The 24,184-nt window shown below is 67.4% G+C and carries 20 protein-coding genes; 2 read left to right on the top strand and 18 right to left on the bottom strand.

What is annotated here, in order from left to right; all coding sequences use genetic code 11:
* Positions 1-8: 8 nt before the first annotated feature.
* From IEX88_RS13405 to IEX88_RS13350, 12 genes are all read right to left on the bottom strand, one after another.
* Positions 9-1,511: a peptidoglycan DD-metalloendopeptidase family protein gene (locus IEX88_RS13405; RefSeq protein WP_188851439.1), complete on the bottom strand. Its 1,503-nt coding sequence runs from the start codon at positions 1,509-1,511 to the stop codon at positions 9-11.
* A gap of 191 nt (positions 1,512-1,702) precedes the next feature.
* Positions 1,703-2,353 carry a protein-L-isoaspartate(D-aspartate) O-methyltransferase gene (locus IEX88_RS13400; RefSeq protein ID WP_244640186.1) on the bottom strand — a complete coding sequence of 217 codons (651 nt, stop codon included), beginning with the start codon at positions 2,351-2,353 and terminating at the stop codon, positions 1,703-1,705.
* 34 nt (positions 2,354-2,387) lie between these two features.
* Positions 2,388-3,143 (bottom strand): 5'/3'-nucleotidase SurE, encoded by a 756-nt coding sequence (gene surE / locus IEX88_RS13395; protein WP_188851435.1) that lies wholly within the window; start codon positions 3,141-3,143, stop codon positions 2,388-2,390.
* Positions 3,143-4,426, bottom strand: a complete 1,284-nt coding sequence (serS, locus tag IEX88_RS13390; protein ID WP_188851433.1) for a serine--tRNA ligase — start codon at positions 4,424-4,426, stop codon at positions 3,143-3,145. The genes surE and serS overlap by 1 nt, the downstream gene beginning before the upstream one ends.
* Positions 4,427-4,470: 44 nt before the next feature.
* Positions 4,471-5,295 carry a twin-arginine translocase subunit TatC gene (tatC, locus tag IEX88_RS13385; RefSeq protein ID WP_188851430.1) on the bottom strand — a complete coding sequence of 275 codons (825 nt, stop codon included), beginning with the start codon at positions 5,293-5,295 and terminating at the stop codon, positions 4,471-4,473.
* Positions 5,292-5,888 (bottom strand): Sec-independent protein translocase protein TatB, encoded by a 597-nt coding sequence (gene tatB, locus IEX88_RS13380; RefSeq protein WP_188851428.1) that lies wholly within the window; start codon positions 5,886-5,888, stop codon positions 5,292-5,294. The genes tatC and tatB overlap by 4 nt, the downstream gene beginning before the upstream one ends.
* A gap of 155 nt (positions 5,889-6,043) precedes the next feature.
* Positions 6,044-6,283 (bottom strand): twin-arginine translocase TatA/TatE family subunit, encoded by a 240-nt coding sequence (locus tag IEX88_RS13375; RefSeq protein WP_188851426.1) that lies wholly within the window; start codon positions 6,281-6,283, stop codon positions 6,044-6,046.
* Between the two features lie 25 nt (positions 6,284-6,308).
* A complete protein-coding gene (locus tag IEX88_RS13370; protein ID WP_188851423.1) occupies positions 6,309-6,449 on the bottom strand; it encodes a hypothetical protein in 141 nt (46 codons plus the stop codon).
* 132 nt (positions 6,450-6,581) lie between these two features.
* The gene (gene nagZ, locus IEX88_RS13365) at positions 6,582-7,604 is read right to left on the bottom strand and encodes a beta-N-acetylhexosaminidase (protein ID WP_188851422.1); all 1,023 of its coding nucleotides are present in this window, start codon (positions 7,602-7,604) and stop codon (positions 6,582-6,584) included.
* A gap of 110 nt (positions 7,605-7,714) precedes the next feature.
* Positions 7,715-9,418 carry an SPOR domain-containing protein gene (locus IEX88_RS13360; protein ID WP_188851420.1) on the bottom strand — a complete coding sequence of 568 codons (1,704 nt, stop codon included), beginning with the start codon at positions 9,416-9,418 and terminating at the stop codon, positions 7,715-7,717.
* A 90-nt stretch (positions 9,419-9,508) separates the two neighbouring features.
* A complete protein-coding gene (argS, locus tag IEX88_RS13355; RefSeq protein WP_188851418.1) occupies positions 9,509-11,263 on the bottom strand; it encodes an arginine--tRNA ligase in 1,755 nt (584 codons plus the stop codon).
* Positions 11,264-11,367: 104 nt separating this feature from the next.
* Positions 11,368-12,582 (bottom strand): deoxyguanosinetriphosphate triphosphohydrolase, encoded by a 1,215-nt coding sequence (locus IEX88_RS13350; protein WP_188851416.1) that lies wholly within the window; start codon positions 12,580-12,582, stop codon positions 11,368-11,370.
* Between the two features lie 166 nt (positions 12,583-12,748).
* Here IEX88_RS13350 and erpA point away from each other — a divergent pair, with 166 nt between their 5' ends.
* Together erpA and xth are read left to right on the top strand one after the other, a co-directional pair.
* Positions 12,749-13,096 (top strand): iron-sulfur cluster insertion protein ErpA, encoded by a 348-nt coding sequence (gene erpA / locus IEX88_RS13345; protein ID WP_188851414.1) that lies wholly within the window; start codon positions 12,749-12,751, stop codon positions 13,094-13,096.
* An 8-nt stretch (positions 13,097-13,104) separates the two neighbouring features.
* The gene (gene xth / locus IEX88_RS13340; RefSeq protein ID WP_188851412.1) at positions 13,105-13,887 is read left to right on the top strand and encodes an exodeoxyribonuclease III; all 783 of its coding nucleotides are present in this window, start codon (positions 13,105-13,107) and stop codon (positions 13,885-13,887) included.
* Positions 13,888-13,966: 79 nt separating this feature from the next.
* Here xth and IEX88_RS13335 read toward each other — a convergent pair whose 3' ends face one another.
* The 6 genes from IEX88_RS13335 to IEX88_RS13310 all read right to left on the bottom strand — a co-directional run bounded on the left by IEX88_RS13335 (position 13,967) and on the right by IEX88_RS13310 (position 23,966).
* Complete coding sequence (locus IEX88_RS13335; protein WP_188851410.1) at positions 13,967-14,812, bottom strand: tetratricopeptide repeat protein; 846 nt, start codon at positions 14,810-14,812, stop codon at positions 13,967-13,969.
* Positions 14,799-16,514 carry a dihydroxy-acid dehydratase gene (gene ilvD / locus IEX88_RS13330; RefSeq protein WP_373289587.1) on the bottom strand — a complete coding sequence of 572 codons (1,716 nt, stop codon included), beginning with the start codon at positions 16,512-16,514 and terminating at the stop codon, positions 14,799-14,801. The genes IEX88_RS13335 and ilvD overlap by 14 nt, the downstream gene beginning before the upstream one ends.
* A gap of 268 nt (positions 16,515-16,782) precedes the next feature.
* Positions 16,783-18,087 carry a long-chain fatty acid transporter gene (locus tag IEX88_RS13325; RefSeq protein ID WP_188851406.1) on the bottom strand — a complete coding sequence of 435 codons (1,305 nt, stop codon included), beginning with the start codon at positions 18,085-18,087 and terminating at the stop codon, positions 16,783-16,785.
* A gap of 298 nt (positions 18,088-18,385) precedes the next feature.
* The gene (locus IEX88_RS13320; RefSeq protein WP_188851404.1) at positions 18,386-21,169 is read right to left on the bottom strand and encodes a valine--tRNA ligase; all 2,784 of its coding nucleotides are present in this window, start codon (positions 21,167-21,169) and stop codon (positions 18,386-18,388) included.
* A 163-nt stretch (positions 21,170-21,332) separates the two neighbouring features.
* Positions 21,333-22,322, bottom strand: coding sequence for a DUF2497 domain-containing protein (locus IEX88_RS13315; RefSeq protein ID WP_188851398.1), 990 nt, complete (start codon positions 22,320-22,322; stop codon positions 21,333-21,335).
* A gap of 294 nt (positions 22,323-22,616) precedes the next feature.
* Positions 22,617-23,966 (bottom strand): TolC family outer membrane protein, encoded by a 1,350-nt coding sequence (locus IEX88_RS13310; RefSeq protein WP_188851874.1) that lies wholly within the window; start codon positions 23,964-23,966, stop codon positions 22,617-22,619.
* Positions 23,967-24,184: the final 218 nt, after the last annotated feature.

Genomic DNA, 24,184 nt, shown 5'->3' with positions numbered 1-24,184 from the left:
GTCGAAGCCTACTGCAGGTACTTGGCAGGATCGACCGGCGCGGAATTCTTGCGAACCTCGAAATGCACCATCGGCGTCTCGGTGTCGCCGCTGACGCCGGCGGTCGCGATCTCCTCGCCGCGGCGCACCGTCGCGCCGCGCTTCACCTTCAGCGTGTCGGCATGGCCGTAGACGGTGACGAGGCCGTTGTCGTGCTTGATGAGGACGGTGTTGCCGAACTCCTTCAGGCCGTCGCCGGCATAGATGACGACGCCGTTCTCGGCGGCCTTCACCGGCGTGCCGCGCGGCACGGAGATGTCGAGACCGTCATTGCGGCGGCTGCCGTTCTTCTCGCCGTAGCGCTTGACCACGCGGCCCTGGACGGGCCAGCGGAACTGGTCGATGCCGGTCGTGCTGGGGGCTGCCGTCGCCACTTCCCTCTCGGACTCGGCCGAGACCGTGGTCGAGGGCGTCTCCACCTTTGCCACCGGCGCTGCAGCGGCAGGCGCTGCCGCAACCGCCTTGGCAGGCGCCTCGGCCTTCTCTGCAGCCTTGGGCGCCTCATAGGGTTTCGGCTGGGTGGAAGCCGGGGCCACCGGCTGAGCCGCGGCCTCGGCGGCCTTCGGTGCCGCGAGAGGCGCCGGCGCCGCGCGCTTCGGCTCCACGGCCGCGACGCGCTGCGGCTGAGCGGCGCCGCCCGGCAGGCGGAGCTTCTGGCCGATGCGGATATCGCCGCTCGTCAGGTTGTTGGCAGCCTTCAGATCAGCGACCGAGACGCCGGTTCGGCGCGAAATGCCCATCAGCGAGTCGCCGGATTCGACGACGATGCTGGCGTTGCCGACCGGCGCCCCGGCGGAGGCCGAACGGGCGGGAGCGGCGGACGGCACCCGCAGCGGCGCCGGCGGCGCGCCGAGGGTCCGCCCGTCGGCGGTCCGCCCGTCGGCGGCATTGGCGGTGCGAACGGGACCGCCGTAGGAATAGGTCGGGATCGAGATTTCCTGGCCGGCAACCGCGTCGCCCGGCTGGGACAGGCCATTGGTCGACAGGATCGCCTTCGCCGGCACGCCGTAGCGCGTCGCCAGCGTATCGATCGTCTCACCACTGCGCAGCGTCACGCGGTTGTCGGACCGGTGCCAGCCACGCTCGGTCGAAACCGGCGCGGGTGCGGCGGCCTGGACAGGGGCCGGCTCATAGCTCTGCGCGGGAGCTGCGCCGGCAGCCGAGGGTGGCGGCAGCATGGTCCGCTCGACGGCGGCTGTCCGGACCGGACCACCCCCGCCCGCCGGATAGGGCTGGTTCGAGATCGGGGCCTGCTGCACGCCGCCGCCGGGATTGTTGCCGTAGCGCGCGACCGAACCGGTCTCCACCTGGTCGAGCGAGCCGGGATAGGCCTGGGCCTGACCGACATCGGCTTGCGGCCTCGGCTGCTTGGGAACCGCGCCGGTATAAAATCCGTCGTCAAAACGCGCCGTGTCGGCACTGCAGCCGGCCATCAGCACCGCCAGCGCGAGCACGCCCACGGAGCCCGCCAAACGAAACCGACTGTTCTTCAGCACTTCCATACACATCGTATGACCCCACGCACCACGCATCACCATGGAGGCCATTTGGCACCGTTAATCTTACTGCCCCGTTAAACTGCGGACGAGTCAGTGCATTTTTCGTTATTCACGTCCGTGCGAGCAGAGCGGGCGTGACGCTTTTGTCACGGCCCGCGCTGCCGCTACAGGATCTTCGAGACTCCGACAGCCAGCGGCTGGTAGCGAACGGTGCGCAGATCCTCCCGCTCCAGCCGGCTGCCGACCTTCTGCAGGCGCACCAGGGTCTGGGCGCCGGCTCCCGGGCCGAGCGCGCAGACGATCTGGCCGTGCTGCGCCAATTGCTCGAGGAAGGAGCGCGGCAGCGTCTCCGAGGCCGCGTGGATGATAATCCGGTCGTAGGGGGCGGCATCGGGATAGCCCTCCTGCCCGTCCTCGCGGATCAGCGAGACATTGGCGATGCCGCAGGTCTTCAGCCGCTCCCCCGCCGTCTCCAACAGTCGGCGATACCGGTCGAGGCTGTGCACCCGCGCGCCAAGCTTGGCGAGCAGCGCCGTGATGTAGCCGCTGCCGGTCCCGATCTCGAGAATGCGGCTCGAAGCCTCCACCCGCAGCGCCGCGACGAGGCCGACGGCGAAGGCGGCGCCCGGCATGGTCTCACCGCAGTCGATCGGCAGGAAGCAGTCGCTGTAGGCGTTGCGCGGGCCGTCACGCAGGAAGAGGCGCCGCGGCACGGATTCGACGGCCTCGGTCAGGCGACCGCCGGCACTGTGCGCCGAGCGCAGCTGGAGCAGGAAGGCGGCAAGGTCCTCGCGGTCGGCATGGTTGAGGGTCATCGGCACGTCAGTTCGCTTTCACGTCGCGCGCCCCTCAGTCGAACAGCGACTGCAGTTTCTCGCGCAGACCGTGATCGGTCAGGTCGAGCTTCAACGGCGACACCGAAATCCGCCCCTGGAGCAGCGCGCCGATGTCCGACTGCGCCATTTCCGCCCCGGCCTGCCGACCGAACTTCAGCCAGAAATAGGGAAAGCCGCGGCCGTCGCGCCGTTCTTCGAGGCCGAGATTGTAGTCCAGCTTGCCCTGGCGCGTCATCTCGATGCCGGTGACGGCGTCTGCCGTGACGGCGGGAAAGTTGACGTTGAACAGGACGCCCGGCGGGAAATCCACGCCGGCGAGCTTTTCGATGATCGCCGGGGCATGGTGCTCGGCCGTATCCCACAGCGCCTCGCGGTCTTTGCCCGGCGTGTGCGCCTGGCTGAGCGCGATCGACCGGAAGCCCAGCATGGTGCCTTCGATCGCGCCGGCGACGGTGCCGGAATAGGTGACGTCGTCGCCGATGTTCTGGCCGGCATTGACGCCGGAGAGAACCAGATCCGGCGGCCCCGGCATGACGTGCTTGACGCCCATGATGACGCAATCGGTCGGCGTGCCGGAGAGCGCGAAGCGCCGGTCCGAGATCCTGCGCAGGCGCAGCGGCGAGGACAGGGTCAGCGAATGCGCCAGGCCGCTCTGGTCGGTCTCGGGCGCCACGACCCAGACATCGTCCGACAGCTTTGCCGCAATGCGCTCCAGGACGGCCAGACCCTCGGCATGGATGCCGTCGTCATTGGTGATGAGGATGCGCATCAGGCGGCCCCGCCGATCCGCTCAAGGCCACCCATATAAGGCCTCAGCACCTCCGGCACGGTGATGCTGCCGTCGGCGTTCTGGTAGTTTTCCATGACCGCGATCAGGCAGCGGCCGGCGGCGACGCCGGAACCGTTGAGCGTGTGGACGAAGCGCGTCTGCTTCTCGCCCGCCGTCTTGTAGCGCGCGCTCATGCGGCGCGCCTGGAAGTCGCCGCAGACCGAACAGGACGAGATTTCGCGATAGGCGTTCTGGCCGGGCATCCAGACCTCGATGTCGTGCGTCTTGCGGGCACCGAAACCCATGTCGCCGGTACACAGGACCACGGTGCGGAAGGCCAGGCCGAGCCGCTTCAGCACTTCCTCGGCGCAGGCCGTCATCCGCTCGTGCTCGGCGAGCGAGGCGTCCTCGGCGGTGATCGAGACCAGCTCGACCTTATAGAACTGGTGCTGGCGCAGCATGCCCCGCGTGTCGCGTCCGGCGGAACCGGCTTCCGAGCGGAAACAGGGCGTCAGCGCGGTGTAGCGCAATGGCAGCTCGGCCTCGTCGAGCACGGTCTCGCGCACGAGATTGGTCAGCGGCACTTCCGAGGTCGGGATGAGGTAGCGGCCGTCCGTCGTCTTGAACAGGTCCTCCTCGAACTTCGGCAGCTGGTTGGTGCCGAACAGCGCCTCGGGCTTCACGAGGATCGGCGCGACGACCTCCTGGTAGCCGTGTTCGGACGTGTGGAGGTCGAGCATGAACTGGCCGAGCGCCCGCTCAAGCCGGGCGAGACCGCCCTTCAGAATGGTGAAGCGGGCCCCGGAGATCTTCGCCGCCTGGTCGAAATCCATGAGGCCCATGGCCTCGCCGAGATCGAAATGCTGCTTCGGCGCGAAGTCGAAGTTCGGCAGCGTGCCGTGCTTGCGGATTTCGACATTGGCGCTCTCGTCCGGGCCGACGGGAACGTCGTCGAGCGGGATGTTGGGCAGGCGCGCCAGGATCTCGCCGAGCACGGCGTCGATGCGGCGCTCCTCGGTCTCGCCGTCCTGGATCGCGGTCTTGATCTCGGCGACCTCGGCAATCACGGCCTCGGCGCGGGCTGCGTCGCCCGAAGCCTTGGCCTTGCCGATTTCCTTGGAGGCGTCGTTGCGGCGGCTCTGCAGGTCCTGCAGACGGGCGACATGGCCGCGGCGCTCCTCATCGAGGCGCACCAGTTCGGCAGCGGCGGGCGCGGCGCCCCGGCTCGCGAGAGCTAAGTCGAGCGCTTCCGGATTCTCGCGGATCCATCGGATGTCGAGCATGTTTTCTCCCGTCTTCAGTCAGCGGAAGACGAGGGCAATCCAGACTAGACGGAGTCGGTGGACGCGTCGCTTTCCCTGAGCGCTTCGGCCCGCTTGCGTTCGATCAGCCGCGCCGTGATGATCGAAATCTCGTAGAGAAGGATGGTCGGCAGGGCAAGACCGATCTGCGACAGCGGATCGGGCGGCGTCAGGATCGCCGCGGCGATGAAGGCAAGGACGATCGCCCATTTGCGCTTGCCCGCCAGGCCTTCCGACGTGACGATTCCCGCCCGCACCAGCAGCGAGGTGACGACGGGCAGCTGGAACACCATGCCGAAGGCGAAGATCAGCCCCATGATCAGCGACAGGTATTCCGACACCTTCGGCAGCAGCTGGATCGACGCCTGGCCCGGCTCGGCGCCCGACTGCTGCATCGACAGGAAGAACCACATCACCATCGGCGTGAAGAAGAAGTAGACGAGCGCGGCGCCGGCAAGGAAGAGCAGCGGCGTCGCCACCAGGAACGGCAGGAAGGCCGAGCGCTCGGTCTTGTAGAGCCCGGGCGCCACGAACTTGTAGATCTGGATGGCGATGATCGGGAAAGCCAGGAACAGTCCGCCGAAGGCGGCGATCTTCACTTGCGTGAAGAAAAATTCCTGCGGTGCGGTGTAGATGAGCTGGACATGCTCCTCGGTGATGCCGGCCCAGGAGACCGCCACCTGGTAGGGCACGACCAGGAGATTGAAGAGCTCCTTGGCGAAGAAGAAGCAGAGGAGGAAAGCCGCGAAAAAGCCGGCGAGCGCCCAGATCAGGCGGGTGCGCAACTCGATCAGATGATCGATCAGCGGCGCCGAGGAGGCTTCGATGTCGTCGGGCTCGGCACGGCTCACTGGGCGTCTCCGCTGGTATCTCGGCCATTGACGTGAACCGGCTCCGGCTCGACCGTCGCGGGCTGCACGGCTGTCGGCTGGACCGTTGCCGCCGCAGCGGTTGCAGGCTGCGGGGTTGCCGCCGGGGCGGTCGCCGGCTGCGCGGTGGTCGGCTGGAGGGGCGGCGTGTTCTCGGCCGGTTTCGGCGGGACCGGGTTGGAGGCCATGGGCTGCATGTCGGTTGTGCCGACGACGCTCGGCTCCGCCGGAGCCGCCGGGGCGGTCGCAGAGGGGATCGTTGGCTCCGGCGCCTTGGTGGCCGCGCGCAGCGAGGAGCGGATCTCGTCGCCCACGGCCCGCATCGGGTCGAGCGCCTTGCGCAGATCCTTGCGCGGATCCATCGCCTTCAGATCGCGCACGGAGTTGCGCACGTCGTCCAACTCGGCCTCGGTGAGCGCCTCGTCGAACTGCTTGCGGAAGTCGCCGGCCATGCGGCGCAACTGCGTCATCGTCTTGCCGAAGGTGCGCAGCATGCGCGGCAAGTCCTTGGGACCGACCACGACGATCAGCACGACGCCGATGACGAGCAGTTCAGACCAGCCAATATCGAACATAATCAGTGACCCGTTCGGGAACAGAACCATATCGGGCGGAGATGGTCCGGCAGACCCGGATCATGCGGCGCTTCACGCAAAGCTGTCCTGCCTCGGCGGACGCTCTACCGTCTTAGGGACGGCGGCACGCGAACGCGCCGCCGTCCCGTCGCGCTCTAGACGAGCGGCTTGTCAGTCGTGGTCGTGGTTTCGCGGGTGACGATCTCGCCATCGCGGTTGTCGAGCGTGCGGCGCTCCTGCGTCGTGGTCGTCGCGTCGTCGTCGCTCATGCCCTTTTTGAAATTCTTGATGCCCTTGGCGACGTCACCCATCAGCTCGGGGATCTTGCCGCGACCGAAGAGCAGGAGCACGACCGCCAGAACGATGAGCCAATGCCAGATGCTGAAGCTACCCAATGTCACTCTCCCTTTGCCATGAGGATCAATGTCCCCAGCGAAATCTCGTCCGGCCCGCCCCCGAAGCGCCCGGCGCCGCGCGCACCGGATTGTCGACGGCGATGCGGCGGCCTGATTGCGGCAGGACCGCCATCAGGTAGGACGTCGCGTCGGAACCTTCAAACACGATAACGTCCTGAAGATCAACGACAGGAAAGCGTCGACGGTATGGTGGGCAGCGGTTTTCGTCGGCGGCGGGGAAATTACCGGGCGGAATCGCCGCTCTCGGCCGTGCCGCGCGGTGGGCCCTGCCGCCGGTTCAGGCGACTTCCGTCATCAGGCCGGCGAACTCGGCGCGCAGGGCGGCCTCGTCGACGATGCCCGGTCGATGCGTCACCGTGGCCTCGGCCGCGGCGGCGCGCTGCTCCGCTCTGCCCCGCAGTGGCTGGACGGCACTCGAGACCTTGCGCATTTCGGTCATGTCGCCGTTGCAGTGGAGCACGATGTCGCAGCCGGCCGTAATCGCTTTGGCACTGAGCTCGCCGATGTCGCCCTGGAGCGCCTTCATCGAGATGTCGTCGGTCATGAGAAGGCCGTCGAAACCGATCTCGTCGCGGATCACCTGTTGAATGACGATCGGCGACAGGGTCGCCGGGTGCGTCGGATCGATGTCTGTGTAGAGGACATGCGCGGTCATCGCGGCCGGCAGCGTGCGGAGGGCCGCGAAGGGGGCAAAGTCGGTGCGGCCGAGCTCGGCGCGAATCGCCGTCACCACAGGCAGATCGAGGTGGCTGTCGGCATTGCCGCGGCCGTGTCCGGGCAGGTGCTTCATCACCGGCATCACCGCCCCGGCGACGAGACCATCGGCCGCGGCCCGTCCGAGCGTCGCGATATCGTCCGGATGCATCGCGAAGGCCCGGTCGCCGATGACCGAATGGGCGCCGGCGACCGGCACGTCGAGGCAGGGCAGGCAGTCGGCATTGATGCCGTATCCCGCCAGATCGAGCGCCAGGAGCCGTCCCTGCAGCCAGGCGGCCCGCTCGCCCGCTTCCCGATCACGGCCGAAGATCACCCCCAGCCGGGACGGCGCGGGATAGGTCGGCGCGAGCGGCGGACGCAGCCGCTGAACCCTGCCCCCCTCCTGGTCGACGAAAATCGGCGTCGTGGACCGGCCGCCGGCCTCCTTCAGCTCGGCGACGAGGTCGCGGACCTGCTCGGCGGAATGGATGTTGCGGCCGAACAGGATGAAGCCCCAGGGGCGCTCCGCGGCGAAGAACGCTTTTTCGTCCGCGCTCAGCCGGTGTCCGGCGCAGCCGGCGATCCAGGCTTTCGATCCACTCATCGTCGTCTCCGGGAAAATGCGGGAAGTGCGGGCTTCGACCGCCCGCTCCTCCCCGCCCTCATTGCCGGACGGGGAGCGCGAGCCGGAGAGCAGCAGGCCGATGCCGCCGGTCAGCGCGCCACGAAGCAGTTGCCGCCGGCGGATTTCAGCTGGTTGCACAGGGCCGATGCCTCGTCCTTCGATGCCGTGGCGACGCGCACCCGGTAGAAGGTGCCCTTGCCGGGAATATCGGCGCTCTGGATGCCGACGCTGCGTCCGGCGATCATGCCGGAATAGCGGCCGGTGAGGTTGCGCAGGGACTGCTGCGCCAAGGCCTCGGACGGCTGCGAGGAGATCTGCACATAGTAGGCCCCGGCAGGCGCCGGCGCCGACGGCGTGATCGAGGCGACTTCCCGCGGCGCCGAATCGTCGGCGGCCGGAGCCGGCGGCGGTGCTGCCTCGACTGGCGGGCTCGACGGCGCCGGTGCGGCGGCGATGGTGGGTGCGGGGCTGTCGACGGCCGCGATCAATGGCGCCGGTGCGGGCTCCTGTGTCGGCGCGGCAGAAGTCGGCAAGGCGGGAGAGGACACGGCGATCAGCCCGGGGGTCGGTGCCCCGGCCGACGGCGCCGCAGGCGCTGCAGGTTCGGCAGATGCCGGAACCAGAGTGCCGTCAGGCCGCACGACCATGGTCCGCACCTTGCGCGGCTGCAGCACGCCGACCGGCTCGACCGCGGGTGTCGGGGCATCGCCGATGGCGCTGGCCAGGCGCGCGTCGCCGCCTTCGCTCATCGCGTCGCTGCCGGCAACATCGACGCCCGGCAGGTCGTCATAGGTGGCCGGGGGCTCTTCGGGCGGCAGGTCGATCGGCTCTTCGGCATCGGTCAGCAAGGCCTGCTGCGTCGTCGACGGCAAGCCCTGACCCTCGCCCGCCGCGACCCGTTCGTAGACGGCCTTGTTCTGGTTGGGGATCGTCCGCCCGCCCGGATCCTTCGGCTCGATCTTGTAGGGTTCGGCGTCGGCCTTGATCAGCAGCGGCTCGGAACTGGCGGAAACCCCGCTCGTGCTGGAGCTGCCGTTCCACATGAACAGGCCGACGGCGCCAAGGATCGCCAGCGAGGCGACGCCGCCGCCGAGGCTGACCATGCTGCGCCGGAACGGGCTGCGCGCTTCGGCATGGACGGGCGGATGCGCCTCGTCGTCGTAATAGGCGCCAGACGGATCGCCGGCCTCGTAGCTGTGCTCGTCGAACACCTCCTCGGCCTGCGACGGCTCGGCATAGAAGGCGGAGGCGCCGCGGCTCGGCGAACGCCGGTCTTCCTGCATCATCGCCAGCTCGCTGGCGATGAGCTGGTCGAACTCGTCCAGTTCGGCCTGCGGCGGACGATGGTCGTCGGTCTCGACGACCCGCTCGGGCGCGAAGGACTGAGTCTCGAACACCAGGCCGTCTCGCGGCCGGGCCGGGGCGCTCAATCCCCGCAGGGCCTGATTGAGCTCGCTGTCGGCAGCCGGGCCCCGCGTCGTGTGCAGGCTCGCGGCCGCCGGGCGGCGGGGAGCCGGCGCAGGCGCTTCGGGCTCGTCGACGTCCGACAGCGCGTCGGCGAAGGCCGCGTCGAAATCATGGTCGAGGCTGGGGGGATCCATTCGGGTCGTCGCCTTCCACGGGCGCTGCGCGGCGGCACCGGGCGCCGTCGTCGCGGCGCCAGACAGAGCGTGGTCGTCGCGGGCCATTTCGGCTTCGAACAGGTCGGCAAGATCGGCAAACGGATCCACGTCCCCAGGGGAAAGATCCGTGCCGCGGACCGGGGCCTTCATCTCTCCCATCGTGTCACTCACTCCGCATTCCCAGGGGTCCCGCAACGGCGCGAACTGTCCGAAGCGGCGGACCTATTCGCTAGGGGACGATGTTGACCAAAGCGTGATCCATCACCGCATTTCCTCCGGGGCGTCGACACCGATCAACTGCAATCCGGAAGCAACGACGGAGGCGACGGCACGAACCAGTCCCAATCTCGCTTGCGTCAACCTTGGCTCATCACGGTTAACAAAGCGTAAGCCGGGAACGTCGCGACCGCGGTTGTACTGGGCATGGAAAGCCTGGGCGACGTCGTAGAGATAGAAGGCGAGCCGGTGCGGCTCCTTGGCTTCCGCCGCCGAGAGCACCAGCCGCGGATACTCCGCCAGCTTGCGGATCAGGCCGATCTCGCCCTCGTCGGACAGAAGCGACAGGAGGTCGGCGTCGGCCTCGGCCTCGACGATCCCCTCGCCTTCCGCCTGCCGCACCACCGAACGGGCGCGGGCATGGGCGTACTGCACGTAGAAGACCGGATTGTCCTTCGACTGCTCGGTGACTTTCTGGAAGTCGAAGTCGAGCGGCGCGTCGCTCTTGCGAAACAGCATCATGAAGCGGACGGGATCGCGCCCGACCTCCTCGACCACCTCGGCGAGCGTCACGAAGTCGCCCGAACGCTTCGACATTTTGACGGGCTCGCCGTTGCGGTACAGCTTGACCAACTGGCAGAGGACGACATCGCTGTGAGCCGCCCCGCCCGAAATCGCACGCGCCACCGCCTCCAGCCGCTTCACATAGCCGCCATGGTCGGCGCCGAGGACGAAGACCATCTCGTCGAAGCCACGCCTGAACTTGTCGGCGAAATAGGCGACGTCGGCGGCGAAGTAGGTGAAGCTGCCGTTCGACTTGACCAGCGGCCGGTCCATGTCGTCGCCGACCTCGGTCGAGCGCAGCAGCGTCTGCTCGCGGTCCTCGTAATCCTCCGGCAGCTGGCCCTTCGGCGGCGGCAGCGCGCCCTGATAAACGAAGCCTTTTTCCCGCAGATCTTCGATCGCCAGATGAATACGGCTGGCCTTGGCGCCTTCCGGCACGGCATGCAGCGCGCGCTCGGAGAAGAAGACCTCGTGGGTGATGCCGAGCAGCTTCAGGTCGTCGCGGATCATCATCATCATGGCGTCGATGGCAAAATCCTTCACCAGCGGCAGCCACTCGGCCTCGTCCATGGCGAGAAGCTTGTCACCATGCCGGATCGCCAGGGCGTGACCGACCGGCTTCAGATAGTCGCCGGGATAAAGGCCGGCGGGGATGTCGCCGATCGCCTCGCCCATGGCCTCGCGGTAGCGAAGAAAAGCCGAGCGGGCGAGGACGTTGACCTGCTCGCCGGCGTCGTTGACGTAGTATTCCTTGACGACGTCGTGCCCGGCAAAGGCGAGCAGATTGGCGATGGAATCGCCCACCACCGCGCCGCGGCAATGGCCGACATGCATCGGGCCCGTCGGATTGGCCGAGACATATTCGACGTTCACCTTGCGGCCGGTGCTAGGTCCCCGGCCATAGGCCGGGCCGGCGGCGAGAAGGTCGGCGAGATGGCCCGTCCAGAAGCCGGGCGAGACCCGGAGGTTGATGAAGCCGGGACCGGCGATCTCGACGGCATCGATGTCGGGATCCTCGCCGAGCCGCGCGGCGATCGCCTCGGCCAGTTCGCGCGGCTTCTTCTGCAGGGGCTTGGCCAGCACCATCGCGGCGTTCGTCGCCAGATCCCCGTGGCTCGGATCGCGCGGCGGCTCGACGGCGATGCGCGACAGGTCGGCGCCGGAAATGTCCATCGCGGCGAGCGTTGATTCCACCGCGGTCCGGACGCGCTGCTCGAAGTCGGCGAAGATGTTCATGGCGGTCTTTCCGAAAGCTCTCGGCCGGATGGCGCCTTGCGGCGCAGCGGCGGTCGCGGGGCGCCAGGGGGCGCGGCGCGTCTTCTTCAGGTGGATCGGCGCGCCTAACGCAAATCCGGGGTGGCGTCAAACAGGCGGCGGTGCTCGCCGAGGGCGTAGCTGTCGGTCATGCCGGAGAGATAGTCGGCGACGTGGCGCGCCCGCTTTTCCGTCCCGAGCTGGGCCATGGCGTCGCTCCACGCCCCGCCCATCTCGGCCGGTTCGCCGAGATAGCGGTCGAACAGGTCGGCAACGACCGTCTCCGCGCGGTTCATCACCCGCATGATCGACGGGCTGCGATAGACGCGCGCGAACAAGAACCGCTTGGTCTCGGCCTCCGCCGCTCGCATCGCCGGCGAGAAGGCGACGAGCGCGCGGTCCTGCGCGCGGACGGCGTCGGCATCATCGGGCGCGCAGGCACTGAGGTTGGCCGCGGTGGTGCGGATCACGTCCTCGACCATGCGGGTGATGTGCCGGCGCATGATTTCGTGGATCAGCCGGGAGCGTTCGAGACCGGGATAGGCGGCCGTGACCTCGCGCAGGATGTCGCCGGCCAGACTGAGCTCGGCGAGGTCCGCGATGTCGATCAACCCGGCGCGCAAGCCGTCGTCCAGATCGTGCGTGTCGTAGGCGATGTCGTCGGCGATCGCGGCGCACTGCGCCTCGAGGCTGGCGAAGGTGTGGAGGTCGAGCGGAAACAGCGCGTCGAAGTCGCGGATCGGCCGGGGCAGGACGGCGCCCGGCGTCGCATGCGGCCCGCGCAGCGGCCCGTTGTGCTTGACGAGGCCCTCCAGCGTTTCCCAGGAAAGGTTCAGCCCATCGAACTCGGCATAGTGCCGCTCCAGCGCGGTGACGATGCGCAGCGCCTGGGCATTGTGGTCGAAGCCGCCGAAGCTGCGCATCTTCTCGTCGAGCGCCCGCTCGCCGGCATGGCCGAAGGGCGTGTGGCCGAAATCGTGGACCAGCGCCACGGCCTCGGTGAGGTCCTCGTCCAGCCGGAAGGCGCGGGCGAAGGCACGGGCGATCTGCGAGACCTCGATCGTGTGCGTCAGGCGTGTGCGGAAATGATCGCCCTCATAGGCGATGAAGACCTGCGTCTTGTGCTTCAGCCGGCGAAAGGCGGTGGAATGGACGATGCGGTCGCGGTCGCGCTGGTAGGGCGTGCGCGTCGGGCTGTCGGCTTCCGGCGAAAACCGTCCGCGCGAGTGTGCGGCGTCGACGGCGAAGACCGCCCGTCCCGTCCCGCCCCTGCCGATCGCCTCGCCTGAAAATTCCGTCATCGGCCCTGCATTTTTGGTGGTGGAATCGGCCCGGCGGCCGCAACGGCCGAGGGTGACGATCGCCGCATTGACCGGCCTGCCGCGACTGCATACTTAAAGGATCGGATTTCAACAAGCAGAGGCGGTCGCCGCGGGCGTCCAACCCGCCGCAGCCGCGGAGCCGACCATGAGCCAGACCATCGCGCCGACCATCGCCGTCACCGTCTCGGATGCCGCCGCGCGCCGCATCGCGGCGATCGTCGCCAAGAGTTCGGGCAGCCACGCCCTGCGCATTTCGGTGGAAGGCGGGGGATGCTCCGGCTTCTCCTACAAATACGATCTCGCCGAGGGCGCCGAGACGGACGACATCGTCATCGAGAAGGACGGCGCCACCGTCCTGATCGACCAGGTGTCCCTGCCCTATCTCGATGGTTCCGTGGTCGACTTCGTCGACGACCTGATGGGCCAGTCGTTCCAGATCCGCAATCCCAACGCCGTCGCCGCTTGCGGCTGCGGCACCAGCTTTTCGGTCTGACGCCCCGCATGATCATCGCCACCTGGAACATCAACGGCATCAAGGCGCGGATCGAGGTGCTCGTCGCCTGGCTGACCGAACGCTCGCCGGACATCGTCTGCCTGCAGGAGATCAAGAGCGTCGACGAGGGTTTTCCGCGGGCCGCGATCGAGGCGCTCGGCTATCACGTCGAGACGCATGGGCAGAAGGGCTTCAACGGCGTCGCCCTGCTCTGCAAGGTTCCGCCGGCGGACGTCTCGCGCGGGCTGCCCGGGGACGACAGCGACGAGCAGTCGCGCTTCATCGAAGGCGTTTGGAAGATCGGCCCGCGCACGCTGCGCGTCGCGTCGATCTACCTGCCGAACGGCAACCCGCTCGGCACGGAGAAATTCGACTACAAGCTGCGTTGGATGGCCCGGCTGGAAGCGCATGCCCGCCATCTCCTGGACGACGAGAGCGATCTCGTCCTCGCCGGCGACTTCAACGTCATTCCGGAGCCCGAGGACGTGAAATTTCCGCAGGCCTGGCTCGGCGACGCGCTGTTCCAGCCGGAGAGCCGCAACGCCTGGCGGCGGCTGCAGCATCTCGGCCTGACCGATGCGCTGCGGGCGACCACGAGCGACGCCGGCATCTACACCTTCTGGGATTATCAGGCCGGCGCCTGGCAGAAGAACAACGGCATCCGCATCGACCACCTGCTGCTGTCGCCGGAAGCGGCGGGCCGGCTCGCCTCGGTCGGCATCGACAGCCATGTGCGCGCCTGGGAGAAACCCTCGGACCACGTTCCGATCATGATCCAGCTGGCGGCATAGCCACCGGCGGCCCGAGGGCGCCGGTCAGCCGCCGCCCTTCGCTGCGCCGCACGCCACGGTCGAGGGGCCGGCGGCAGCGTCAGTTGCCGGCGAACACCGCGCCCTTGCTTTCGGCATAGGCCAAGGCCGTGCGACGGTCGGCCTCGGAGGCGAGCGAGAACGCCTCTTCCTGCAGCGGGCGGATCCAGGACTGGTCGCTTGCCCCGGCGCGCTTGATCGCGATGGTCAGCATCGCCAGGCCCCGCGCGGGCTCCGGGCGCAGGCCGATCTTTTCCCCGTCGAACAAGAGATGCCCCAGCAGCGCCTCGGCGCCGACATTGCCCTTTTCGGCGGACAGCTTCAGCCAGCGCGCGGCCTGCCGGGCGTTGGCCCGGCCGCCTTCGCCATTCAGCAGCATGCGGCCGAGCTGGAACTGCGCGCGCGGATCCCCGAAGATCGACGCGGCGTGGAAATACAGCTGGCGGGCCTGCAGGAGGTCGACGGTCACCGGCGAATCGGGAATGCCGGTGCGCATGTAGTCGCCAAGGGCGGTGACGGAGCTCGCGACATAGGCGGCATTGGGCGAGGTCGAGGTGTCGTCCTGCTCGGCATTGATGATCTCGCCGAAGATCTTGAAGGCCTCGTAGTCGTTCTTCGGCACGCCGTCGCCTTCGGCATACATGCGGCCGAGCTTCCAGCGCGCGCCCGGATGGCCCTTGTCGGCGGCGTAGCGCAGGGCCTCGAGCGCCTCGGTCTTCTCGCCGCGCTGATAGGCCTTGAAGCCCATGCTGAAGAGCTCCATCGGCCCGGCCTCGGGCGTCACGATGGTCGACGGGTCGAGCGCATAGGACGGTCCGGCCAGCGCGAAGCTCGCGGTGGAAACGGTCAGGGCAGAGAGAACGACCGCTTTGGCGGCCCGCAGAGAAATCATGTCAAACATCAGCATAGCAATGCTTTTCCATAGCGCCGCCGGGATGGGTGACGGCGCCCTTGCGCGCGGAGCCCACCTGTTCGGCATATTTCCAGATCGCCCCGGAGGCGTAGTCCGTGGCCCGCGGGCGCCACGCCGCCCGCCGCTCGGCCAGTTCCGCCTCGGACAGGCGCACGGCGAGCGTGCCGGCGACGGCGTCGAGATCGATGATGTCGCCGTCGCGCAGGAGCGCGATCGGCCCGCCGACGGCCGCTTCCGGGCCGACATGGCCGACGCAGAAGCCGCGGGTCGCGCCGGAGAAGCGCCCGTCGGTGATCAGCGCCACCTTGTCACCCATGCCCTGGCCGTAAAGCGCGGCGGTGGTCGAGAGCATTTCGCGCATGCCCGGTCCGCCGCGCGGCCCCTCGTATCGGATGACGAAGACGTCGCCTTCGGCATAGGCTTTGGTCGACACCGCCTCGAAGCACGCCTCTTCGGAATCGAAGCAGCGGGCCGGACCCGAAAAGGTCAGATGGCCCATGCCGGCGACCTTCACGATGGCGCCGTCGGGCGCGAGATTGCCCTTGAGGCCGACGACGCCGCCGGTGACCGTGATCGGCCGGTCGGCGGGATAGACGACGTCCTGGTCCGGGTTCCAGGCGATCCTGTCCATGTTCTCGGCCAGAGTCCGGCCGGTGACCGTCATGCAGTCTCCATGCAGGAACCCATTGTCGAACAAGGTCTTCATCAGCAACGGGATGCCACCCGCCTCGAACATGTCCTTGGCGACGTATTTGCCGCCCGGCTTCAGGTCCGCGATGTAGGGAGTGCGCTTGAAGATTTCAGCCACGTCGAAAAGATCGAATTCGATGCCGCACTCATGCGCGATCGCGGGCAAGTGCAGGGCGGCATTGGTAGATCCGCCGGAGGCGGCGACCACGGCCGCGGCATTTTCCAGCGCCTTGCGGGTCACGATATCGCGAGGCCGAATGTTCTTGGCAATGAGCTCCATCACCTTCTCGCCAGCGGCATAGTTGAACTGGTCGCGAATTTCGTATGGTGCCGGCGCGCCGCAGGAATAGGGCAGCGCCAGACCGATGGCCTCGGCCACCGTCGCCATGGTGTTGGCGGTGAACTGGGCGCCGCAGGAACCGGCACCGGGACAGGCCGCCCGCTCGATTTCGTCGAGACCTTCATCGTCGAGCGCACCGACCGAGTGCTGGCCTACCGCCTCGAAGACGTCCTGGACGGTCACCGGACGGCCGCGAAACGTGCCGGGCAGGATCGAGCCGCCATAGATGAAAACAGAGGGGACGTTGAGACGTACCATCGCCATCATCATGCCCGGCAAGGACTTGTCGCAGCCGGCAAGGCCGACGATCGCGTCGTAGCAATGACCGCGCATGGTGAGCTCGACCGAGTCGGCGATGACCTCGCGCGAGACCAGCGAGGCCTTCATGCCCTGATGGCCCATGGCGATGCCATCGGTGACCGTGATGGTGCAGAACTCGCGCGGCGTGCCGCCGGCAGCGCTGACGCCCTTCTTCACGAACTGGGCCTGGTGCATCAGCGAGATGTTGCAGGGGGCCGCCTCGTTCCAGCAGCTGGCGACGCCGACGAGCGGCTGGTGGATCTCTTCGCGCGTAAGGCCCATGGCATAGAGATACGACCGGTGCGGCGCCCGCGATGGGCCCTCCGTGACGTGGCGGCTGGGCAGTCTGCCTTTGTCGAATTTCACGCGCCGAATACCCCTCACCTGCTGCCTCGGTCGATGCCCCCGCATCGACCGTCTCCACGTCCCCCGCGGTGACAGCTGGTTGGACGTCCTTTATGGCGGCACAGCGGCTTTGTCGCCAAAGGCGAGTATGCTCAGTGCAAGATTGCCATAGTGTTGCGAGATGGGCACAAAGTTTCCGGCGCGCCGGAGGCCCGCTCTAAACCGCTGTTGCCGAACGACAAAGGCGCGCCCTGACGGACGCGCCTTTGAACAAAGCGTTTGCTGCTGCTTAGAACGACAGTTTCAGCGAGGCGCTGCCCGCGTAGACCATGTCGTCGCCGACCTCGCCGTTGAAATAGGCGCCTTCATCGACGCTCTGCGAACCGCTGCTCCAGAAGCCGATGAGGCCGCCGAGGCGAATTTCGGCCCAGTTTTCCGGCTTCACGGAAAGACCCGCCGAGACCGTGTAGAGATCGGTGTAGGTAGTTTCCGACCCGGTCGAGACGCCGCTGTCGTAGCCCAGCGAGACGACGCCCGAGATCTTGTCGTTGAAGGCGCGCCCGATTCCCAGGCTGGCCGTATAGCCGTCGTCCCAGTTGTAGGGGGAGTAGCTGGAGGAGCTGATGCCGAGGCTCGCATTGCTGATCGAGCTGATGACGGACTTGTTGGTCGACCAGTCGGTCCAGCGGAACGAGGCCAGAAGCAGCGTATCGGCGGCGATGCCGGTCTGAGCGTTGATGGTCAGGCTCTGCGGGCTGATCGCCTCGTTCAGGGAGCTGGTGATCGGCACCACGGCACCGGCCGGCAGACCGGGGACGAGGGACTGCAGGACGGTCACGGTGCCATCGCCCTCGACGTCGTCATGCTTGATCTCGGAGCGGTAGACCGCCTGCACGCGCAGGGCGATCTCGGGCATCTCGTAGGCCGCGCCGATGCGGTAGCCGGCCTTGTAGCCGCCGTCGCTCTCGACGTCGATCTGGGTCGCGGCGACGGGGATCTTACCCACGCCCGGGATGACGCCGAAGGTCGTCCCGAAGCTCGAACCCTCGAAATGGAAGTCTTCGGCGATCACGCCGCCGAGGAGGCTGAAGCGCCCGTAATCGTTGGTGTAGCTGACGCGGCAGGTCGCACCGAACTCGTTCGACTTGAACGAGAGCGAGCGCGTGCGCGAGACACTGGCCGCCGTGGCGAGGTTCGTGCGGTCGGAATCGTCGATGTTGCCGCCGGTCCCGACAAAGCTGCTCGCCTGCTGCGGCAGGGCGCCGCCGGGCGAGCCCGTATAGTCGGCCTCGGCCGCGAAGCTCTCGACATAGGAGCCGGCGCAGCTGAAATCATCGCCACCGAAGGCGACGGTGACGGAGGGAATCTGATAGGCGCCGGTGTAGTCACCGAAGTCGCCGCCCTGGCCGTTGATCGATGTAAAGCCGCGCTGCGGATCGACGTAGGTCAGGCCATACCGCATCGAGAAGGTGCCCTTCTCGAAAAGGATATCGGTATCGGCGGAGCCGCGCTGAAAACCGCCAGCCTGGGCCGACGACGCCGCCATCAGCGCCAGCGCGCCGCCGGCCAGAAAATAGTTCGCGAAACGCTTCATGTTCTTTCCCCCCACCTCACCATCCCCCTTCGGGGCCGGATCTTTTCTGATCCTTTGACGCAAACGTAAATGAGATTTCCGACCGTGCAAGCAAACGATCTGCGGCTTGCGGCAGGCTGATCAGCCGGGAAATCTCGCGCGAACGCACGAAGGGCGGCAGGAGTTCAGGACAAACCTTTGATTTGTATGATTTCGAACGGGCGGGTCTGACACCACGCCAGGCTGGCGGAAACCGCGGCCGATCGAGATCGGCCGCGGTTTCCGGCGGGAGGCGTGGCATAAATGTGACGAATCTGTGTCAGGGGGCGATGAGGGCCAGCGCGGCCGCGAGCTTTTGTGCCTCGGCGAGATAGGCGTCGCGCTTCTCCCGCTCCTGCTCCACGACCTCGACCGGCGCATTGGCGACGAATTTCTGGTTGCCGAGCTTCTTGTCGATTCGCGCCACTTCCTCTTCGGCTTTCGCCTTGGCGCGGGTCAGGCGCAGCACTTCTGCCGCCAGATCGATCATCCCCTCCAAGGGCAAGGCGAAGGCCGCGCCGCCGACCAGGATCTGCGCTGCCTGGGGAGGCGCCGCCTCGGCCATGTCGATCGTCTTCAGGCGCGCGAGGCGCTTCAGCGACGCGTCGTGGCGGGCCAGCCGCGCGCGCAGGAGCGGATCGGGCTGGACGGCGACGAAAGCTGCCTCGGCGGCGGGCGGCACGTTCATCTCGGTGCGCACCGAACGGACCTCGTTGACCAGAGCGATCAGCCAGTTGATGTCGTCGGCCGCCTCCGTGTCGTCGAAGGCGAAGGCCGGCCAGTCGGCATGGCACAGAAGCGTGGCCCGCTTGGCCGTTTCGGGCGCGGTGAGGTCCCAGAGTTCTTCGGTCAGGAACGGCATGAAGGGATGCAGGAGGGCGAAGACCCGGTCGAGCGCGAAGCCGGTGACGCGCCGCGTCTCTTCCTTCGCCGCCTCGTCCTCGCCGAGGAAGACCGGCTTGGTGAGTTCGAGATACCAGTCGCAGAAATTGTTCCAGACAAAGCGGTAGAGCGCGCCCGCCGCCTCGTTGAAGCGGTAGCCCTCGATCGCCTTCTCGGTCTCGGCAATGGTGCGCGAGAGCTCGGTCAGGAGCCAGCGGTTCAGCTGCAGCGTCAGCGTCTCCGGGTCGATCGTGACACCGTGCTCGGCGCCGTTCATGCCGGCAAAGCGCGTGGCATTCCAGAGCTTGGTGCCGAAGTTGCGGTAGCCCGCGATCCGCTGGGGATCCAGCTTCACGTCGCGGCCCTGCGCTGCCATGATCGCCAGAGTGAAGCGGACGGGATCGGCGCCGAACTCGTCGAAGAGCTCGATCGGGTCGATGACGTTGCCCTTCGACTTCGACATCTTCGCGCCGTTCTTGTCGCGGACCAGCGCGTGCATGTAGACGGTGCCAAAAGGCTCCTCGCCCATGCAGTGCAGGCCCATCATCATCATCCGCGCGACCCAGAAGAAGATGATGTCGAAGCCCGAAACGACGACATTGGTCGGATAATAGGTGGCAAGCTCCGGCGTCTTCTCCGGCCATCCCAAGGTCGAGAAGGGCCAAAGGGCGGAGGAGAACCAGGTGTCGAGGACGTCCTCGTCGCGGGTGATGAGGTTCGCCCGCAGCTCCGGATTCTCGGCCATCGCCCGCGCCTCGGCATCGTCGATCGTGCCGTTGGTGACGTAGTGGGCGAGCGCGGCAGCGACCGCCTCCTCCTCCGTCTTGGCGACGAAGATCTCCCCGTCCTGGCCGTACCAGGCCGGAATCTGGTGGCCCCACCAGAGCTGGCGCGAGATGCACCAGGGCTGGATGTTCTCCATCCACTCGTAATAGGTCTTTTCCCAGTTTTTGGGGACAAAGACCGTGCGTCCTTCGCGCACGCTGGCGATGGCCGGCTTGGCCATCGTCGCGGCGTCGACATACCACTGGTCGGTCAGGAAGGGCTCGATCGGCACGCCGCCGCGATCGCCGTGCGGCACGGTGTGCGGGTGGTCCTCGATGCGGGCAAGATAGCCGCCCGCCTCCATCATCTCGACGATTTTCGCGCGGGCGGCGAAGCGGTCGAGGCCGTGAACGGCTGCGATGGTCTCGGCGAGTTCAGGCGTCGAGGGGACGCCGGCGAGGAAATCCTCGTTCTCGGCCAGCGTGATCGCCGCCTCGACGGTCATGATGTTGATCTTCGGCAGGTCATGGCGTCTGCCGACCTCGAAGTCGTTGAAGTCGTGCGCCGGCGTGATTTTCACCGCGCCTGAGCCCGCTTCCGGATCGGCATAGTCGTCGGCGAAGATCGGGATCAGGCGGCCGACGAGCGGCAGACGGACGTTCTGGCCGATCAGCGCGAGGTAGCGCTCGTCCGCGCCGTTCACCGCGACGCCGGTATCGCCCAGCATCGTCTCCGGGCGCGTGGTCGCGACGGTGATGAAGGTCGCGGCGTCCTCGGGATCAAAAACCTTGCCGTCGATCGGGTAGCGGAAGTGCCAGAGATGGCCCTTCATCTCCACCTGCTCGACCTCGATGTCGGAGATCGCGGTCTGCAGCTTCGGATCCCAGCTGACCAGACGCTTGTCCTTGTAGATCAGGCCCTTGCGGTAGAGATCGACAAAGAGCGTGCGGACCGCCTCGGACATGCCCTCGTCCATGGTGAAGCGCTCGCGCGACCAGTCGCAGGAGGCGCCGAGTCGGCGGAGCTGGCCGAGGATCGTGCCGCCCGATTCTTCCTTCCACTGCCAGATCCGCTCCACGAAGGCCTCGCGCCCCATGTCGCGGCGGCCCGGCTCGCGCCGCTCCTTCAGCTGGCGCTCGACGACCATCTGGGTGGCGATGCCCGCATGGTCCATGCCGGGCTGCCAGAGAACGTTCTTGCCGCGCATCCGCTCGAAGCGCACCAGCACGTCCTGCAGCGTGTTGTTCAGCGCATGGCCGATGTGCAGCGAGCCGGTGACGTTCGGCGGCGGGATGACGATCGAATAGGGCTCGGCGCCCTCCTTCGCGCCGGCGCCGGCGCGAAAGGCGTTCGCCTCCTCCCAGCGCTCGGCGATGCGCGGCTCGAGGCTGGCGGCGTCGTAGGTTTTTTCGATCATGATGGCGTCCGATGGCAAGCTTGAAGCGTCAGGCTCGGGGTTTCGCCCAAGCCTTGGCCCAAGTCAACGAAACCGGACGCTCGCAAGGCAGTCGGGAAACCCCGCCCTACCGACAAGCTTGCCCCGGCCCGTGCGACGCCTCAGCAGAAAACCCTGGAAGCGGTCAGCGGCGGCCGCCCCGGGCGACGCGCTCGATCTCCTCGCGCACGAGGCGCTCGACGATGCGCGGCAGGTTGTCGTCAAGCCATTCCTGCAGCATCGGGCGCAGCATGTGTCCGGCCATTTCCTCCATCGACTTCATCTGGCCCTCGCGGATCGCCCGCGCCAGTTCGTCGAAGGCCGAGGCGACCTGGGCCCCGGCGGCCTCGGACATCAGCGAGGAGGTCTCGGCGATCAGCGAAGGCGGCGCAGAGGCTTGGCGGGCGACAGGGGGTTCGCCGACGCGTTCGGCAGAAGGTCCATCGGCCGCCTCGGCAAACGGGACTTCCGCCTGCGAAAAGACGGAGACGACCTCCTCGCGCAGCTCGGAAGAAAAGCTCTCCTCGTCGAATTCCAGGTTGAAGTCGTAGGGCGCGGGCTGCTCGACACTGGCGGCCGGAAGCGACGTGGTCTCGACGCGGGCCGGGTATTCGCTGCTCGCCGGCCTCAGGCCCTCGAGGGCCATGGCAGCGCCGCCGACCGGCGACACCGCGGCCACCGGGCGCCGGGCGACAGGCTCCGGGCGCGGTTCGAGCTTCGCACGCGCCAATTCGGCGGCTCCGGCCTGTGTCACCCGCGGCGATGCGCGGTCGGAAACGCCGGTGCGCGTCGCCGGTAGCGTCCGGTCATTGGCGGAAAGGTCGGCGAGACCGGTCAGCGGCGCCGACCAGTCCGGACCACTGCGGGCGGTGCCGGCCGGCTCATCCTCGGCGGCCTGGCGCGCCCCTAGCTGCGCCGCGTCGCCAAAGGCCGCCCCCGGAGCCGGATCCGCCATCGGCACTCCAGCGAAATCGCCGGCGCCGGGCGCCATCCGCGATCCCGGCGCGGCATCCGTCGGCACCGCCATGGGACGGGCCCGCAGCGAGTCCGAGACCGCGCGCGGGCGCACGGCGGGAGTGGGACGCTCATCCCCGCTTTCGATGATCCGACGGATCGACGCCAGGATCTCGTCCATCGAAGGCTCTTTGAGGGGACTGGCATTGCTCATCGGTCAGTTTCCGCATGTTCGAGAGGACCCGCAACGCTAGCGGCCGAATCATGCGTGGAGCCTAAACCGAAAAATCAGCGGAATGAATCCCTGGGAGGCGCCATCGGCGGCTATCACCAGAAGAAGTGGACTCGCGCGACGCGCCTTCCCCCAACGGCAAAAGCCCGGCCTGGGCCGGGCTACTGGAAGAGAAGGTCTAGGAGATACTGGCTGCCGCGAGCGGCGCCTCTCGCCCCCCGCTGCCGCCTCGAATCGGGCCACTCAGCGGCCGTCTGGCGTGCGCAGGCCGAACCACTTGTCCTTGACGGCCTCGTAGTGCTCCTTCGGCTCGTAGGTCGCGACGTTGAGCTGCAGGCGGGTGGCCGACAGCCGCCCGATCGCCGAAGCGAGGGCATAGCTGGCGACGACCTCGTCGCGCTGGGCTCCGACCAGAAGGATCTGGCCCGAGATGAGATCGGCCTGGCCGTTGAGCACGTCGAGCGTGGTCCGCTGGCCGACATTGCGCTCTTCGATGATGCCTTCCAGCGCCAGGCGCGCCGCCCGGACCTGGGCATTGTAGCCGGTCACATTGGCCCGCGCAGCCTGCAGTTCGGCCCAGGTGGTGGCGACGGCCGCGCGCACCGCGTCGCGCTGGCTGTCGACCTCGATCTGCCGCTGACCCAGCACTTCCTTGAACTGGCGAACCTGCGACTCGACGAGGCCGCCGGTGTAGATCGGAATACTCAGGCTGGCGCCAACGGTCGCCGAAACCTCGTTCTGGGTGGTGACGTCCACGCCGGGAAGGCTGGTGCTGTTGGGACTGGTGTCGCTGAGGCCATAGGTATTGTCGACCGAGCCCGACAGGCGGACGGACGGCAACAACTGACCCTCGGCCGACTTGACCTGGAATGCGGCGGCGTCGACCGCGTTGAGCGTGGCGAGAATCGCCGGGTGTTCCTTCTGCGAGATCGCCAGAGCCTGGGTGATCGACGAAGGGAGAAGCTTGGAGGGCGCCTTGCCGGGCGCCAGATCCTTCGGCGCATCGCCGACGATCTGGAGATAGGTCGCCTCGCTGGAAGCGACCTGAGCCAGGGCCGAGTTCAAGAGCGCCGTCGCCAGCGCCTGCTCCGCCTCAGCCTGGGCGACGTCGGTGCGGGTTCCCTCGCCGACGTCGAAACGGGCGCGCGCCGCCCTCACCTGCTCCTGCAGGAAGGCGAGGTTTTGCCGCCGCAGACCGGAGATCTGCCGATCGCGCAGGACATCCATGTAGGCGGCGGCGGCGTTGTAGAGGGTGTTCTGTTCGGTGTTGGCGAGGTTCTGCTGGGAAGCCTTCACCGTCGCTTCCGCAGAGCGGACATTGTTGGGAGTCTGAAACCCATCAAAAATGGTCTGGCTGATGGTGATGCCGAAACCGATCTGGCCGGCGCGGTTGCGCTGGGTCGCAATGTTGTCGCCGAAAGTGGTGCGCGAGTTCGACGAGGTGGCATTGCCCGAGCCACTGACGGTGGGCCGGAGCCCCGCCTTCGCTTGCGGCACGTTTTCATCGGTCGCGCGCAGCTGGGCCCGCGCGATGTTGAGGCTTTGATTGTTTCGATAGGCACGGGCCAGGGCCCCCGTCAGGGACTCGGCCATGGCGTCGACGACGCCGCCGGACAGAACGGCGGCAGCCAATGCAGTACTGATCCAGAACTTATTGGTCACTCAAACACACTCCAGATCTTGGGGTCTCGCCCGGGGGAGAGACGTGGGGCAAGGGTTCCATGTTGCCCCCGCAACAACGCTCCCCGCATCCGACCGAGATCGAGGGGGATGCGCACTAGAGTCGCCCTTAGGGGTACGTTAGCATTTGA

The sequence above is a fragment of the Aureimonas glaciei genome (assembly GCF_014643375.1).
Taxonomy (GTDB): Bacteria; Pseudomonadota; Alphaproteobacteria; order Rhizobiales; family Rhizobiaceae; genus Plantimonas; species Plantimonas glaciei.
The sequence above is the reverse complement of the archived record's forward strand: the minus strand, read 5'-3'. Positions and strand labels throughout refer to the sequence as shown.

Coding starts and splice junctions, on each gene's coding strand:
- serS (WP_188851433.1), bottom strand. CDS start 4,426: ATGCTCGACATCCGATGGATCCGCGAGAATCCGGAAGCGCTCGACTTA.
- IEX88_RS13350 (WP_188851416.1), bottom strand. CDS start 12,582: ATGACGGAATTTTCAGGCGAGGCGATCGGCAGGGGCGGGACGGGACGG.
- IEX88_RS13325 (WP_188851406.1), bottom strand. CDS start 18,087: ATGAAGCGTTTCGCGAACTATTTTCTGGCCGGCGGCGCGCTGGCGCTG.
- IEX88_RS13315 (WP_188851398.1), bottom strand. CDS start 22,322: ATGGACGAGATCCTGGCGTCGATCCGTCGGATCATCGAAAGCGGGGAT.
- xth (WP_188851412.1), top strand. CDS start 13,105: ATGATCATCGCCACCTGGAACATCAACGGCATCAAGGCGCGGATCGAG.
- argS (WP_188851418.1), bottom strand. CDS start 11,263: ATGAACATCTTCGCCGACTTCGAGCAGCGCGTCCGGACCGCGGTGGAA.
- IEX88_RS13335 (WP_188851410.1), bottom strand. CDS start 14,812: ATGCTGATGTTTGACATGATTTCTCTGCGGGCCGCCAAAGCGGTCGTT.
- nagZ (WP_188851422.1), bottom strand. CDS start 7,604: ATGAGTGGATCGAAAGCCTGGATCGCCGGCTGCGCCGGACACCGGCTG.
- IEX88_RS13310 (WP_188851874.1), bottom strand. CDS start 23,966: ATGGCCGAGTCCCTGACGGGGGCCCTGGCCCGTGCCTATCGAAACAAT.
- tatB (WP_188851428.1), bottom strand. CDS start 5,888: ATGTTCGATATTGGCTGGTCTGAACTGCTCGTCATCGGCGTCGTGCTG.
- surE (WP_188851435.1), bottom strand. CDS start 3,143: ATGCGCATCCTCATCACCAATGACGACGGCATCCATGCCGAGGGTCTG.
- IEX88_RS13320 (WP_188851404.1), bottom strand. CDS start 21,169: ATGATCGAAAAAACCTACGACGCCGCCAGCCTCGAGCCGCGCATCGCC.
- IEX88_RS13400 (WP_244640186.1), bottom strand. CDS start 2,353: ATGACCCTCAACCATGCCGACCGCGAGGACCTTGCCGCCTTCCTGCTC.
- erpA (WP_188851414.1), top strand. CDS start 12,749: ATGAGCCAGACCATCGCGCCGACCATCGCCGTCACCGTCTCGGATGCC.